The 15,940-nt window shown below is 36.3% G+C and carries 10 protein-coding genes; 7 read left to right on the forward strand and 3 right to left on the reverse strand.

Translation table 11 applies throughout. From position 1 onward, the window contains the following. The 3 genes from Q0A18_RS11500 to Q0A18_RS11510 all read right to left on the reverse strand — a co-directional run. A partial coding sequence (locus Q0A18_RS11500) for a DUF6705 family protein (protein ID WP_292010290.1) occupies positions 1-558 on the reverse strand: 558 nt, incomplete at its 3' end. 18 nt (positions 559-576) lie between these two features. Further along, positions 577-1,971 carry a hypothetical protein gene (locus Q0A18_RS11505; RefSeq protein ID WP_292010291.1) on the reverse strand — a complete coding sequence of 465 codons (1,395 nt, stop codon included), beginning with the start codon at positions 1,969-1,971 and terminating at the stop codon, positions 577-579. 643 nt (positions 1,972-2,614) lie between these two features. Beyond that, positions 2,615-5,482, reverse strand: a complete 2,868-nt coding sequence (locus tag Q0A18_RS11510) for a M16 family metallopeptidase (protein WP_292010292.1) — start codon at positions 5,480-5,482, stop codon at positions 2,615-2,617. A 418-nt stretch (positions 5,483-5,900) separates the two neighbouring features. Between Q0A18_RS11510 and Q0A18_RS11515 the strand changes: the two genes are divergently transcribed. The 7 genes from Q0A18_RS11515 to Q0A18_RS11545 all read left to right on the forward strand — a co-directional run bounded on the left by Q0A18_RS11515 (position 5,901) and on the right by Q0A18_RS11545 (position 15,917). After that, complete coding sequence (locus tag Q0A18_RS11515) at positions 5,901-7,226, forward strand: sigma-54 dependent transcriptional regulator (protein WP_292010293.1); 1,326 nt, start codon at positions 5,901-5,903, stop codon at positions 7,224-7,226. A gap of 440 nt (positions 7,227-7,666) precedes the next feature. Further along, positions 7,667-9,361, forward strand: coding sequence for a potassium-transporting ATPase subunit KdpA (kdpA, locus tag Q0A18_RS11520; RefSeq protein WP_292010294.1), 1,695 nt, complete (start codon positions 7,667-7,669; stop codon positions 9,359-9,361). A gap of 18 nt (positions 9,362-9,379) precedes the next feature. Then, complete coding sequence (gene kdpB, locus Q0A18_RS11525) at positions 9,380-11,419, forward strand: potassium-transporting ATPase subunit KdpB (protein ID WP_292010295.1); 2,040 nt, start codon at positions 9,380-9,382, stop codon at positions 11,417-11,419. Positions 11,420-11,430: 11 nt separating this feature from the next. Next, positions 11,431-11,979, forward strand: coding sequence for a potassium-transporting ATPase subunit C (locus tag Q0A18_RS11530; RefSeq protein WP_292010296.1), 549 nt, complete (start codon positions 11,431-11,433; stop codon positions 11,977-11,979). Between the two features lie 10 nt (positions 11,980-11,989). After that, positions 11,990-13,069 carry a porin gene (locus tag Q0A18_RS11535; protein ID WP_292010297.1) on the forward strand — a complete coding sequence of 360 codons (1,080 nt, stop codon included), beginning with the start codon at positions 11,990-11,992 and terminating at the stop codon, positions 13,067-13,069. 18 nt (positions 13,070-13,087) lie between these two features. Then, positions 13,088-14,197 (forward strand): sensor protein KdpD, encoded by a 1,110-nt coding sequence (locus Q0A18_RS11540; protein WP_292010298.1) that lies wholly within the window; start codon positions 13,088-13,090, stop codon positions 14,195-14,197. Positions 14,198-14,201: 4 nt separating this feature from the next. Continuing rightward, positions 14,202-15,917 (forward strand): ATP-binding protein, encoded by a 1,716-nt coding sequence (locus Q0A18_RS11545; protein WP_292010299.1) that lies wholly within the window; start codon positions 14,202-14,204, stop codon positions 15,915-15,917. Positions 15,918-15,940 lie beyond the last annotated feature (23 nt).

Consider the following 15,940-nt stretch of genomic DNA (forward strand, 5'->3'; position numbering starts at 1 on the left):
AATTAAGTTTTTGGTATAAGGAAGATAAACTTTAATATTTTTACTATCAGGGCAGTCATTACCACTAAAAACCCTAGAATTAGGGCGATAGTCCCAAGTAAATTGGATATTATTGATTTTCTTTAATATTATTTTACCCCATCCTATGCCACATTTAGTACCATCATAGCTTAAAGAAAGACTATTATTATCCAATACATTTGTTCCCATGCTTTCTATTTCTTTTTTATCTGAACTTGTTGGATTTAAATTATCATCTAGAATAGTTCCTGTTGCTATATCTTTTACAGTGTATTTAACATGAAGAACATCCTCATAAAATTTTTTATTTAATATTTCTTGTAATTTCTTATCTTCTTTAGTGATGATTAAGATAATTTCATTTCCGTTATGGATAGCTTTATAAGTTCCCACATAAGGGATAAGTTCATTATTAAGGTCCTTCATATAAGAATAGTCAGGAACATCTTCATAGTAAGTATTTAAAGGGTAAACCTGTTGTGCTTTACATGTAATTAAACTTATTGTTAAAGCAAATAATGTGAATATTGTTTTCATAATTGTTATTTTAAAATATTAAGAGCATTGTGTGTCCCGCGGATTACCGTTAGCATCGTACGTTACATTGGTTATATTTCCGTTTTGATCTATTCTCTGTAAATTGATCTGATTGCTTTTAATTCCCATTTTATTAAGGGTATTATAAAATAGTTTTTCTAATGCTTTATTTCCTGTATAATTCCCATATTGTGAAGAATTGCCTGGCTTATTACTTATTGATTGTTCATATCTTTTGTAAGCTTTATCTAAGTCTTCGAAATTCAAAGAATGCACATGGTTGTATAGAGTTCCCGCATCGCTTGAATTCCCTATATAGGTCATAACATAATAAAAATATTCATACCCATCAGGACAACCACCCCCACATACCTCAGTAGCTACCACACCTGCAAAAGCTGTATCAAGAGAAGTTCCCGCAGGCAACTTGATAATAAATTCAAACAGTTTGCGAATATCAGCAGGGGAAAATATTTTAATCCCACCAGGTGTATGGTTATGATAAAAGCCTTCATATCCTGATATATCCCCAAAATCTGCACTATGTTCCGCGCCTGTTATAATTGGACTTGTTGAACCATTGGAATTTGCCATAAATCCCTTTTCACCACTGTTCACCCCCGTCTGCTTAGCCTGGTCAAACAATGTATTTACTTTTTCTTTTATCTGCTGTTTGGAAATCAAAAGTTTTGTTCTGAAACAAGGGCTTAGCCCAAGTTCAGGAGCGCCACCGCCGCCGCCATCAAGGTTATTATCAATACAGTTTTCATAGATAGAACATCCTCCCGATGTTCCCCCGCCTCCACCTGGAGGTAAGCCTGTTCCATTACCATTTCCTTTGGGTACGGTAATGATCACAGTATCAATATCACACGGAGGATAACCGTCAAAACCACAGGCGGACTTACTTAGCCTCTTATTTACAGTAGTTTTTACATACTGCGCCTTAAACAGACTCAATATTTCCCGATAGTTCTTTCCATCTGTTGACATCTCGTAATATTCGACTATGGTTTCATCTTCTCTTAGAGACGCAACCATTATGCCATCTACCTGATAATTCCTTATTAATGGAAAAAGTACATATTTTTCATTGTTATCAGTTGTAAATTCCTGTGAACGGATATTAAATTCGATGTATTGATCAGCTATATTTTCAGACTTGCTGAAAGATCTTTTCATAGTCTTTGCCGTGTGGCTTACATTGTAAAGACTGTCATATCTTTCCATCAGGGTTTTAAACCCATCTGCATAATTGACTGTTTTGCCATCCTGTGAAGAAAACACTTGGAATTTATTAGTCGTATATTTCTCATCCTGACTTTTAAAATAGTCGTCTTCGGAACTGCAGGAATGCATGGCAATCAGACCTAAGGTTACAGGAAATAACCAGAAAGTTAAATTTTTCTTCATATTAATGTTTGTGTTTTTATTGTGACAAATATAATTCATTTTGTGGAGATTAAAACTAGGACGTAATTTTTTTTTAGTTTTAATACTCATTTGGTTATGATAAACTGGTTTTCTTTGCTTATCTCGTAAATACTCACTTTTTTAAGTGGGTGGTTTAATTAGAGCTTTTTTTCATAGGCAGTTATTATTGTATGTGGGTATAAAAATATAACCGTACAGCGACAAAACTTGACGGGTTATAAAAATATTCTTTATTCGAGATTAAAAAATAAGAAAGCGTAGGACTACATCTATTGTAAGAGAGGCACTGCCATAACCAGCAACAAATAGAAAATAACCTGCGCCTGAGCGAAGGTATTACTATTCTTATTGCTTTTGAAAATTGACAGTTTTCTCTTACCAGAAAAGCTAATGCTTTTATTTTTTTTGTTAAAATCCTGCCCCTAAGATCTAAATATTTCCAAAACTGTTTTCAGAACATTCACATGAAAAATATTTTTTGTATTCAAGAGTAATAAGACTATAATTACGACAAGGGTACTTTTAAGTATGATTTAACCACTTTTTCTAAAAAGATGAAGTTCCTGATGTATTTTTGAAATTTTAAAGCAAATAAAGATTTTCCACAGAATTTAAATCATCTCTAAAATCCAAAAATTTCTTCCAGAGTTACTTCTTTAAAAACACCCATTTTTCCTATGGCGTCAAAATTCAGGTTTTCTTTTTTACCGATAATAGCCGTATTAAAATGCAAGGGCCTTATCTCTGTCTGATAAAAATTCTTCAATTCATCAAAATCCAGAGTCAGGATCTGCTGATAAATATCCTTCCTGAAATCGTAAGAAATCCCCAGTTTTTTAAGCTTCAATGTATTAAAAAATATATTTGTTCTCGTAATCCTTGTTGAAGCAATCTGCTTTAAAGCTGCATTTTTTGCATTTTCAAACTGAATAGGAACTTCCGGCAGTTCGTTCATCAGCTCTTCCAGTGTATCTACTGCAATCTGAAGTTTATCCGGCTGCGTTCCGATATACGTGGTCACATAATCCGGATGCCCCAGTTCTCCATTGGGAGCATAGGAAACATAGGCAGAATAGGCTAAACTTTTACTTTCACGGATCTCCTGAAATACAATGGAAGAAAGACCTCTTCCGAAATATTCATTAAAGACATTGATCTTACCAAAATTTCCGGTATTCACAAGATGTCCCTTCCCTATCCTGCTCATTTCCATCTGAACCATATCATAATTGGAAAAATACACATTCCCTTCTGTTACAGGTTCAGGAAACTGTCTGGGCTCAGGAATAGCTTCGCTGCTTGCTTCTATATAATTTCCAATATATTCTTTGAAATGATCGAAGTTTTTACCATAGAAAAATATCTGATAAGGAAATTTAAATAACTTCTTCATCCTCTCTGTAAAGACTTCCACATTGCTGGTTTCCAACTGCTCTTTAGAAATAACATCCGTAAACCGGGAATAACTCCCAAGCTTCGTATAATTCGACAAAGCTGTCATAATCCGGTTCTTATCCTTCTTCACAGCATCTCTATTCTCCATAACTGTTCCTACAAACTGATGATAAATCTCCTGATCCGGTTTTACATTCATCATCCAGTGCTGCAGAAGTGCAATCCCTTTTTCTATATTTTCCTCCAATCCGCTTAATGAAATCAAAAGCTGGTCAGATGTGGTTTTAAAGTCATTACTTATCCCTATTTTAAAGAATTCCTTTTTAAGATCTTCCGGGGAATACTGATCCGTTCCCAGATACTGAAGAATCTGAGTGGAAATACCTAATTCACGGTCATGGTCACTACCCATAGGGAAAATGAAATGCACCTGTGCTATATCATTGTATTTATTTCTAACAAAATTCAGTTTTTTATCTTTAACCGTATCTTTACTGATTTCTTTGTCATAGTCTATGAATTCGGGCTGTATATCCTCCGTTTTATCTGCAAGAATTTCGCGTAAGAACTCCGATTGTGCTTCGCGATTGATCTTCACAGGAGTAATTCCGGGATTCTCGACTCTTAATAATTTATCGTTGACTCCTTTTTCTTTATAAATAATAACGTAATTATCCTTGAAAAACTCATTGGCAAAATCCATCACATCCTGTTTTGTAAAACCTTCATACACATCCATTTCATTAAGTTCCTCCTCCCAGGTTCTTCCTTTGATATAGGTATCATAAAGATTGGTAGCTAAACCTTCCGCTGTTTCCAGGCCTTTCATTCGCTGAAGTTTAAAATCATTGACAATGGCGGGTAACATCCAGTCCGGGAATTCCCCTTTCTTCACCAATTCCAGTTGTTCCAAAACCATTTCCTTTCCTTCATCCAGCGTTTGGTTTTCTTTTGGAACTGCTACGATAGAGAAATATCCATATTGTTTTAACCCTAAAGAATACGCCTGCGCCCAAAGCATTTTTTGAGTCTGGTTAATATTCAGATCCATCAATCCTGCTTCATTTCTGTTACTCAAAATATTAGCAATAATATCTGCTAACATGGCCTCTTTAGTTCCATAACTTTCAGTTCTCCAAGCTATCTGAACTCTCGCAACCGTAGGGCTTTTCACCGTTCTTGCTACAATTTCCACGGCCGGTTTTTCAATAACAGGAGTTTTTTCCGGAAGTTCCCTGTAAGGAATAGTTCCGAAATATTGATCAATAAGCTGGATTGTCTTCTCAAAATCAAGATCACCCACTAAGACCATTGCATAATTATTAGGGACATAATATTCCTCAAAATATTTATGAATAGCCTTCATAGAAGGATTTTTAAGATGTTCTGCTCTTCCGAGTGTGGTTTGCTGCCCATTGGGATGGACAGGAAAAAGAGCATCCATTAATTCATAATTAACCAATCTTGAATCATTATCCTGAGCCCGGTTAAACTCTTCATAAACAGATTCCAGCTCGGTATGGAAAAGGCGTAAAACAATCTCTGAGAATCTTTCTTTCTCAATCTTCAGCCATTTTTCAAGTTCATTATTCGGAATATTATTTTTATAAACAGTTTCATCAAACCATGTATGAGCATTCGTGCCGCTTGCTCCCAAAGAGGAAATTGCCTTATCATATTCATTCGCAATAGCATACTGGCTGGCTTCCTGTGAAACCTCATCTATTCTTTTATAAATCTCTTTCTTTTTTTCCGGATCTTGTTCTGCTTTATGCTCTTCATAAAGTTCCGAAATCTGATCCAGCAAAGCCTTTTCTTTTTCCCAATTCCGGGTTCCTATTTTAGAAGTTCCTTTAAACATCATATGTTCAAGGTAATGGGCCAATCCGGTATTATCAGAAGGATCATTATTACTTCCGGTTCTTACTGGAATGAATGTCTGTATGCGGGGCGCATCAAAATTCTGGGCAAGAAAAACTTTTAATCCGTTGTTGAGCGTATATATTCTTACCTTATTTTCATCGTTGGTTATTGTAATATATTCGTAATTATTCTTATCAGTATGAATTACTTCTTTATATCTTTTATCAGTCATATTTCAGTTCATTTCATTCTGTTTAATTCAGAATGAAGTACAAAAATAAGGAATAGAAAAAGAACACTTCTCTATTTCAATACTATTAAATCTATCACTCTGTTTGAAAAGGTAAATAATAAATAGTTTAGCTAAAAAAAAATTTCTCAAACCCATCCTCATTATAATCCTTCACCATTCCTCTTTCCGTTTTAAAATCAGCTTCAATTTTTTAAAAACCTTTCCCTTATAACCCATTCACAAAAAATCTGCGTCATTCTCAATCTGTGAAAAATGAAAAAATAACCACCATCAAACCATCTTCCCCCATTCAAAAAAGCCCCTCATCATCCGCACAATCTGCGGGAATAAAACAAAAAATTCATTTTTCTCTGTAAGTTTACTTAAGTTTGTAGTTTATTTTCTTAAAATGAATACCATGTCCGGGAATATCTTAATCATTGATGATGAAGTCAAACTTTTAAAACTCTTGGGAATGATTCTTTCCCAGGAAAACTTCAATGTTAAAGAAGCCTCTACAGCAAGATCTGCTCTTACTATGCTGGAGCAATATGATTTTGATGTGGTATTAAGCGATGTGCGACTCCCTGATGCTTTTGGTGTAGAGCTTGTAAAGTCTATTAAAACCAAATACCCTCATCTGGAAATTATTCTTATGACCGCATTCGGGAATATCACAGATGCTGTACAGGCGATGAAAAACGGAGCTTATGATTACCTGGTGAAAGGAGATGATAACGAAAAAATTATTCCCCTTGTTTATAAAGCCCTTGAAAAAGCTAAAGATAACAAAAGCAGAATAGCTCAAAAATCCGGAGCTCAAAAAGGATTTAACCAAATCATCGGAAGCTCATCTGCTATTCTTCAGGCTAAAAAACTGGCAGAAAAGGTAGCCCTCACTGATGCTACGGTTTTATTGACAGGAGAAACAGGGACCGGAAAAGAGGTTTTTGCCAATGCTATCCATGAAGGAAGCGAACGCAAAAAGCATAATTTTGTAGCTATTAACTGCTCTGCATTCAGTAAGGAAATACTTGAAAGTGAACTTTTCGGTCACAAACAAGGAGCATTTACAGGAGCGGTAAAGGATAAAAAAGGGCTGATAGAAGAAGCCAACGGCGGAACCTTATTTCTGGATGAAATAGGAGAAATGCCCGTCGAATTACAAGCAAAACTTCTCCGGGTTCTGGAAACAAAAGAGTTTATCAAAATGGGAGAAACCAAAGTTTCCAGATCAGACTTCAGGCTTATAGCAGCTACCAACAGAAACCTTGAAGAAGAAATCAGGCAGGGACACTTCCGGGAAGATCTGTATTTCCGGTTAAACGTTTTTGAAATCACACTTCCTCCTTTGCGGGAAAGAAAAGAGGACCTGAAGCTACTGGCTAAAAATTTCATTGAGATATTCTCTCACAAGCTGCATCTTACCTCAATAGAGGTAGCTCCTGATTATTATAAAACTCTGGAGAAAAATGACTGGAAAGGTAATATCCGTGAATTAAGAAACACAATAGAAAGAAGTTTGATCTTAATGAATAATGAAACACTGGATACAGAAAGTCTACCCCATTATTCAGGGAAAACAGCTTCTGAAAACGATTCTTTCAGTATTAAATCGCTGGAAAAAGAACATATTCAGAAAGTTTTACAGTATACCAAAGGAAATAAAGCCGAAGCAGCCAGATTACTGGAAATAGGAATAGCTACTCTTTACAGAAAACTGGAAGAATACGAATTAAGATAAATCAAGCTTATCATTTTGATTAAGAGCCTATCATTTTGATAGGCTTTTTTGTTTTCACAAAATAGATTAAATCTACATAACAAGCTCATATGCAATTATATAAATTTTAAAAATCAGGAATGGACTTTCTTTTGGCATATGCTCATTATATAAATATTGTTACAATGACAACATCCAAAAAAACAGTAAAAAAACAAGATCACTCGAAATTCAGTAATCTTTTAGTCGCTTATGTGCTGCTGACTATATTAATCTTAATAATCGCCATATGATAGCCTTTTGTTTACTCATACTAAGTATTGTGATGTTTTGGCTTTTATATCGATCTGTTGAACTTTTTGATAAAATATAAGAATATGTGGAGTTTATTTTTTCTTTCCATTCTCGCTTTTGTATACATCTGTTATGTTTTAATAAAACCTGAAAAATTTTAAAGCATCATGAATACAGAAATTTTAGGCATCCTCGCCATGTTTATCATTACTCTCATTATAGGCATCCTTTTAGGTAAATATATTGCTGATATATATGGTAATAAAAAGACTTTCCTGGACCCTGTCCTGCAACCTGTAGAAAATTTCATTTACAAAATATCAGGAATCCGTCCTAACCAGCAAATGACATGGAAACAAAATATGTTTGCCATGCTAACTATTAACCTGGTATGGTTTATCATAGGATTTTTTATTGTTCTCAATCAATCATGGCTTCCCATGAACCCTGACGGAAATCCTGATATGAGCCCTGATCTGGCCTTTAATACGGTTATTTCTTTTTTAGTCAACTGTAATTTACAGCACTATTCAGGAGAAACAGGAGTCAGCTACCTCACCCAGCTCTATCTGATGTTCCTTCAGTTTGTAACAGCAGCCACTGGAATGGCAGCTATGGCTGTTCTTTTTAAGGCATTTAAAGAGAAAACAACCACCCAATTGGGTAACTTTTATGATTTCTTCACCAAATCTATCACCAGAATATTGATTCCCATAAGTATTGTAGTGGCCTTCATTTTATCTGCCAATGGAGTTCCTATGACCTTTGAAGGAAAAGATCACATCACCACACTTGAAGGTCAAAAAGCAGAGGTTTCTAGAGGTCCAGCAGCGGCTTTCGTAGCAATCAAGCACCTAGGAACCAATGGTGGAGGATTTTTCGGAACCAATTCTGCACATCCTCTTGAAAACCCCAACTATTTTACGAATATGACCGAAATGGTCACTCAAATGATCATTCCTTTTGCTCTGGTATTTGCTTTAGGTTTTTATTTAAACAAAAAAAAGCTTTCATGGGTCATATTTTCAGTGATGACCATCGGATTTATAGCTCTTACTGTCCCTACCGTTATAAATGAAACTAATGGAAATCCATTGATTACCCATATGGGGGCCAGTAATGATTTAGGTGCTATGGAAGGGAAAGAAATCCGTTTTGGAAGTGCTGCATCAGCTTATTGGAGTATTGCCACTACCGTAATTTCTACAGGATCAGTTAATTCAATGCATGACAGTATGATGCCCCTTTCCGGAATGAATCAGTTATTAGCTATGATGATCAACTGTTTTTACGGAGGATGCGGAGTCGGAATTTTGAATTATTTCGTGTTCATTATACTTGCTGTATTCATCAGTGGACTGATGGTCGGAAGAACTCCGGAATTTATGGGTAAGAAAGTGGAAGCCAAAGAAATGAAAATTGCCATGATAGTGGCGCTGTTTCATCCGTTCCTTATTTTAACAGGAACTGCTCTTACCGCTTATTTTCCAGAATTCGGAGCTAATACCCTGAATAATCCGGGATTTCATGGATTTAGCGAAATATTATATGAATTCACCTCATCAGCTGCCAATAACGGTTCTGGTTTCGAGGGATTAGGTGACAATACGCCATGGTGGAACATTTCCACAGGAGTCGTTTTATTATTTTCGAGATTCATACCGATTATCGGACCTATTGCTATTGCAGGTTTACTGGCACAAAAAAAATACATCCCTGAAAGTTCGGGAACTTTAAAGACCGACACAGCAACATTCGGATTTATGACACTGGCTGTTATTCTTCTTATCGCCGCTCTATCGTTCTTTCCAGCTCTTACCCTGGGACCTATTGCTGAACAGCTTCATTATTTTTCAAAATAAAATTTAATCATTAAAAAAATGAAAAATCATTCGCAGACATTATTTCAAAAAGATTTGGTTAACGAGGCTGTTAAACAGTCTTTTATAAAACTTAATCCTAAAATCATGTGTAAAAACCCTGTGATGTTTCTGGTGGAAATAGGAACAGTTGTTATGTTCATTGTAAGCATGCTCAGCTTAACAGGAAGCCAGTCGCAGGGCAGTTTTTCATATAATTTTTCTGTTTTCATCATACTTTTCCTTACTGTTCTGTTCGCCAATTTTGCTGAAGCTATAGCTGAAGCCAGAGGAAAAGCTCAGGCTGACACTTTACGAAAAACACGTGAAGAAACTCCCGCTAAACTTATCCTAGACAATAAGCCGGGATTTCAAATAGAAACCGCTCAGAAAATGTCTGCTGAAATGAAGCTCGGAGATCTATTTCTGTGTGAAGCAGGAGATCAGATTCCTATGGATGGAGAAATTATAGAAGGACTTGCCACGATAGATGAGTCAGCTATTACGGGAGAAAGTGCCCCCGTCATCCGTGAAGCCGGTGGTGATAAAAGCTCTGTAACGGGAGGAACAAAAGTTCTTTCTGACCGGATTAAAGTGAAAGTAACCACTAAGCCGGGAGAGTCTTTCCTCGATAAAATGATTGCACTGGTAGAAGGAGCTTCGAGACAGAAAACACCTAATGAAATTGCTTTAACGATACTTTTGGCAGGATTCACCCTTACCTTTATTATCGTCACAGTTACTTTGAAACCTTTTGCAGATTATGCACAGACTCCTATTACCATTGCAGCATTTATTTCTCTTTTTGTTTGTCTAATCCCGACCACAATCGGAGGACTGCTTTCTGCAATCGGGATCGCAGGAATGGACAGAGCATTAAGAGCCAATGTAATCACCAAGAGCGGTAAAGCAGTAGAAACAGCCGGAGATATTGATGTTTTATTGCTTGATAAAACGGGAACTATTACAATCGGAAACCGTAAGGCGACCAGCTTTCACCCTTCTGTTGATATTCAGATGAATGATTTTATTAAAGCTGCAGCATTAAGTTCTGTAGCAGATGAAACTCCGGAAGGTAAATCCATTATTGAATTAAGTAAGTTAAAACCTGAAGATCTTTTAGTCGACAACCCCGTTTATATCGATTTTACAGCTGAAACCAGAACTTCGGGAATTGATTTTGAAAATATAAGAATCCGTAAAGGAGCTTATGATACTATTAAGAAACTGACTGAAAGAGCCGGAAATACTTTCCCTCAGGAAACCCAGGATGCTGTTACTCATATATCGGAAAATGGAGGAACTCCTTTGGTGGTATGTATTAATGAAAAAGTATGGGGCGTTATTGAGCTACAGGATATCATTAAAACCGGAATCCAGGAACGTTTCCAGCGTCTGAGAAAAATGGGAGTGAAAACCGTAATGGTAACGGGCGACAATCCTTTAACCGCTAAATTCATCGCTGAAAAAGCCGGTGTAGATGATTTTATTGCAGAGGCCAAACCTGAAGACAAAATGAACTACATTAAAAAGGAGCAACAGGAAGGAAAACTGGTTGCCATGATGGGAGACGGAACGAATGATGCTCCTGCCCTTGCACAGGCTGATGTAGGAGTAGCAATGAACAGTGGAACACAGGCTGCTAAAGAAGCCGGAAACATGGTGGATCTGGACAATGACCCTACCAAACTTATCGAAATTGTAGAAATCGGAAAACAGCTTTTGATGACTCGTGGGACTTTAACTACTTTCAGTATTGCTAATGATGTCGCTAAATATTTTGCCATTATTCCGGCATTGTTTATCACCTTTATTCCCGCTCTCCAAAAGCTGAATATTATGAATCTTCACAGCCCAGAATCAGCTATACTTTCAGCAGTCATTTTCAATGCGGTTATTATTCCTGCTTTAATTCCTTTGGCTTTAAAGGGAGTGGCATATAAACCAATCGGAGCAAGTGCCTTATTAAGAAGAAATCTCCTGATCTATGGCCTGGGAGGTATTATCATTCCTTTCATTGGAATAAAAATTATCGATTTATTCATCAGTTTATTCTTTTAAAGATTGTAAAAATGAAAAATTATATATCCTCAGCATTAAGACTAACCATAGTAATGCTGGTTATTGTACTTCTTTACTTAGGTTTTGTTTATATAGGTTCTTTATTTCTTCCTACTCACGGCAAGGCTGAAATTATTAACCATAAAGGACAAAAATTATACACAAATATCGGGCAGAATTTTACTTCTCCAAGATATTTCCATGGACGACCTTCTGCCATTGATTATAATGCGGCAGGAAGTGCAGGCAGCAATAAAGGACCGAGTAATGAAGAGTATCTCTCGACGGTGCAAAAGAGAATTGATTCTTTGAAAATACAGAATCCTGAGATGAAAAACACAGCGGTTCCTGTAGAATTGGTAACAGCCAGCGGTAGCGGTCTTGATCCTGATATCTCAGAAGAAGGAGCTCTGTATCAGGTCAAAAGAATTGCTAAAGAAAGAAACCTCCCTGAAAACAAAATAGAAGCTTTAATCCGGGAGCATACAGAGAACCCTCTTTTAGGTCCTTCTAAAGTGAACGTATTGAAGCTTAATATTGCATTGGACAACCTTAAATAAAATGATTCTCATGAAAAAGTATATCATCATTTGCTTTATGGCCAGTGTTTCTTTTTCTCAAGCCCAATCCTCGGATTCATTGAAAAAACATGTCACCTTTTCAGCCTATGCCGAATTATTTTACACTTATGATTTTAATGAGCCATCCAATCATTCCAGACAGAACTTTTTATATTCTTATAACCGGCACAATGAGATCAATCTTAATTTAGGGCTTATAAAAGCTGCTTATCAGGATAATAAAATACGGGCTAATCTTGCTTTAATGGCAGGAACGTATACTCAGGATAATATGGCAGCGGAACAGGATGCCCTGAAATATATCAATGAAGCCAATATAGGAATCAAAATCTCTAAAAATAAAAACATCTGGATAGATGTCGGGATCATGCCTTCCCACATAGGATGGGAAAGTGCCGTTGGAAAGGATAACATAAATCTGACACGAAGCCTTGCTGCCGAGAATTCTCCTTATTTTGAAACAGGAGCCAAAATCTCCTACCATTCGGACAACGGGAAATGGATGATCAGCGGACTGGTATTGAACGGCTGGCAGCGTATTGCCAAAACCGAAGGTAATCAGAGTATTTCTTTCGGGCATCTGCTTATTTATAAACCTGATGATCATATTACTTTAAACAGCAGTTCTTTTATTGGAAATGATCAACCTAAAAAGGATAAAAAAATGCGTTATTTTCATGATTTATATGGTAACTTTCAGCTGACAGATGCCTGGTCCGCAGTAATAGGATTTGATATCGGTGCAGAGCAGAAATTAAAGAACAGTAAGCAGTACAATATCTGGTACACTCCTAATATTCTGATGAAATATCAAATGGATGATCAATGGGCCGTAGCCGGAAGACTGGAATACTACAATGACAAAAACGGAGTTATCATCAAAACAGGAACACCCAATGGATTTCAGACTTATGGATATTCTTTCAATATAGATTATACGATTTTTAAGAATGTAATATTCCGTACCGAAGCCAGAGGATTTACTTCCAGAGATGCCATTTTTGTAAAAAATGAAGAAAATAAGCAAGGAAATTTTTTCATTACAACGAGCCTTGCAGCCTGGTTTTAACTTCTTAAGATTCACTTTATGTCATCAGCAGAACATTTTTTAGAATTAATTCAAAAATCCCGAAAAGGAAAATTTAAAATCTATATCGGGATGAGTGCTGGGGTCGGAAAAACTTTCCGGATGCTTCAGGAAGCCCATGCTTTACTGCGAAATGGGATTGGTGTAAAAATAGGCTATATAGAAACCCATGGAAGGGAAGAAACTTCCGCATTGGCAGAGGGCATTCCTGCAATCCCCAGAAGATCGGTGTTTTATAAAGGTAAAAGCCTCGATGAAATGGATACACAGTCTATCATCAACGAACATCCGGAAGTAGTTTTAGTAGATGAACTGGCCCATTCGAATGTGGAGGGTTCTAAAAATAAAAAAAGATGGCAGGACGTCATGGAAATCCTTGATAATGGAATTAATGTGATAAGTGCCATAAATATCCAGCATATTGAAAGTCTAAATGAAGAAGTCAAAAAAATCACCGGAATCGAGGTTTCAGAAAGAGTTCCGGACCGGATTCTTGCATTAGCGGATGAAGTCGTGAATATAGATTTAACAACTGATGAGCTCCTGACAAGGCTCAAAGAAGGGAAAATTTATAAAAAAGAGAAAATTCAAACTGCCCTAAACAATTTTTTTCAAAGCGGAACTATTCTTCAGCTCAGGGAACTGGCCCTTAAGGAAGTGGCAACCCATGTGGAAAGAAAGGTAGAAACAGAAATCAAAACCGAGAATTTTAAACCTATCAGGTTTCTCGCATGTATCAGCAGTAATGAAAAGATTGCCAAAAATATCATCAGAAAGACTGCCCGTCTGGCAAGCTATTATAATGGTCCCTGGACGGTTTTATATGTTCAGAGACCCTCAGAAAATCCGGAAAAAATAGCACTGGATAAGCAACGATATTTAATTAATAATTTTAATTTAGCACAGGAATTGGGAGCCAAAGTGGTAAGAATTAGAGAAAAGAGCGTACATAAAGGAATTCTGGAATATGTTATTCAACATAATATGACCACGGTATGTATAGGTAAACCTCACCCTAAACTATGGCATAGGATTTTTGGATACAGCTGGATTTATACTCTGATGAACAGACTGAACGAAAGGCAAATCGATATTATTATTTTATCTTAAAGTCATGAAACTTAAAACGAAACTCACATTGGGTGTAGGGCTGTTATTTTTACTGATCGTATTGCTTTCGGTTATAGGTTCCGTATATATCAATAAGCTGAAATCAGATACTGAAAAGATCCTTATCGCCAATTATAACAGTCTGGAATTTTCTCAGAACATGCTTTTAGCTTTAGATAAAATAGGTACGGACAGTGCAGTTGCTATAAAAGATTTCCAAAAAAACAATCTGTTACAGGAAAAAAACCTTACGGAATCCGGAGAGAAAGAGGCCACCTTAAACCTGAACCTTCATTTTAAAAGTTACCTTCAGCAGCCTACTCCTGAGAAAGAAAAGCTTATCCGGGAAGATCTGGTGAAAATCATGTCCCTGAACATGAAAAGCATCGAACGGAAGAGTGATATTGCTATCATTACAGCAGAAAATGCCACTTTCTGGATTGTAAGTCTGGGTACGGTATGTTTTCTTATTGCATTTGTACTGTTATTTAATCTGCCTCAAACGATCGCAGAGCCAATCAATCAGTTAACTTTCAGTATCAAGCAGATTGCAGAGAAGAACTATAATGAAAGGGTTCATTTTAAAGGAAGTGAAGAATTCAATGATCTGGCCCATTCATTTAATGTTATGGCGGAAAAGCTTCAGGAATACGAAAGCAGTACTCTTTCCAAACAATTAATGGATAAAAAGCGGATCGAAACTCTTGTAAACAATATGCATGATGCTGTAATCGGGCTGGATGAAAACCATTTCATTTATATGATTAATAATGAGGCGTTAAAAATCACCAATCTCCATAAAGAAGAAATTATTGGAAAAACTGCTCATGAAGTAGCCGTAAATAATGATCTTATCCGTGAACTACTGAAAAATATAGATCATCCGGATCAGGAACCTCTGAAAATTGTTACCGAGAATAAAGAGAATTATTTTGAACAGGATATTATCCCAATTAATATTGTAAAGACAGGGGAAAAAGAGAAAAAATATATCGGAAAAGTAATTCTTCTAAGAAACATTACTCCTTTCAAGGAACTCGATTTTGCAAAAACCAATTTTATTGCTACAATCTCTCATGAATTAAAAACTCCTATTGCTGCAATCAAAATGGGAGTGCAGCTATTGGGCAATCAAAAATTCGGAGCGTTAAATAATCAGCAACAGGAATTACTGAAAAGTATTAATGAAGATGGTCAACGTTTATTGGATATTACAGGGGAACTTCTTAATCTGTCTCAGGTGGAAACGGGGAATATCAGATTAAATATTGAAAAATGCTCTCCAAAAGAGATTGTACAGACTGCCATTAAAAACGTAGAGAAACTTGCAGAACAAAAGAATATTTCTATCAATGCTCAATATTTAGCTGATGAAAACTGCTTTATCGGTGCTGATTCTGGTAAGACGATATGGGTGATGAATAACTTTCTGAGCAATGCTATTAAACATTCGTTTCAGGATGAAAGTATTGAGATCAAGACAGAAAAAGAAGGTTCATACATCCGGTTCAGCATCACAGATACCGGAAGTGGTATTGATGAAAAATACCACCGTCAGATCTTTGATCGCTATTTCCAGGTTCCGGGCGAGCATCAAAACGGAACAGGTCTGGGATTAGCTATTTCAAAAAACTTTATCGAAAAACAAAACGGTGAAATTGGAGTAGAAAGCAGTCCCAATCAGGGAAGTACTTTTTACTTTAAACTGCCTTTAGTTTAAAATATGTCTTGGAGTATTTATTC

This window comes from Chryseobacterium sp. (assembly GCF_022712095.1).
Taxonomy (GTDB): domain Bacteria; phylum Bacteroidota; class Bacteroidia; order Flavobacteriales; family Weeksellaceae; genus Chryseobacterium.

Bases quoted from the DNA above. Each gene is read 5' to 3' on its own strand.
- Q0A18_RS11530 (WP_292010296.1), top strand. From the start codon at position 11,431: ATGAAAAATTATATATCCTCAGCATTAAGACTAACCATAGTAATGCTG.
- Q0A18_RS11510 (WP_292010292.1), bottom strand. From the start codon at position 5,482: ATGACTGATAAAAGATATAAAGAAGTAATTCATACTGATAAGAATAAT.
- Q0A18_RS11535 (WP_292010297.1), top strand. From the start codon at position 11,990: ATGAAAAAGTATATCATCATTTGCTTTATGGCCAGTGTTTCTTTTTCT.
- kdpA (WP_292010294.1), top strand. From the start codon at position 7,667: ATGAATACAGAAATTTTAGGCATCCTCGCCATGTTTATCATTACTCTC.
- Q0A18_RS11515 (WP_292010293.1), top strand. From the start codon at position 5,901: ATGTCCGGGAATATCTTAATCATTGATGATGAAGTCAAACTTTTAAAA.
- Q0A18_RS11505 (WP_292010291.1), bottom strand. From the start codon at position 1,971: ATGAAGAAAAATTTAACTTTCTGGTTATTTCCTGTAACCTTAGGTCTG.
- Q0A18_RS11540 (WP_292010298.1), top strand. From the start codon at position 13,088: ATGTCATCAGCAGAACATTTTTTAGAATTAATTCAAAAATCCCGAAAA.
- Q0A18_RS11545 (WP_292010299.1), top strand. From the start codon at position 14,202: ATGAAACTTAAAACGAAACTCACATTGGGTGTAGGGCTGTTATTTTTA.
- kdpB (WP_292010295.1), top strand. From the start codon at position 9,380: ATGAAAAATCATTCGCAGACATTATTTCAAAAAGATTTGGTTAACGAG.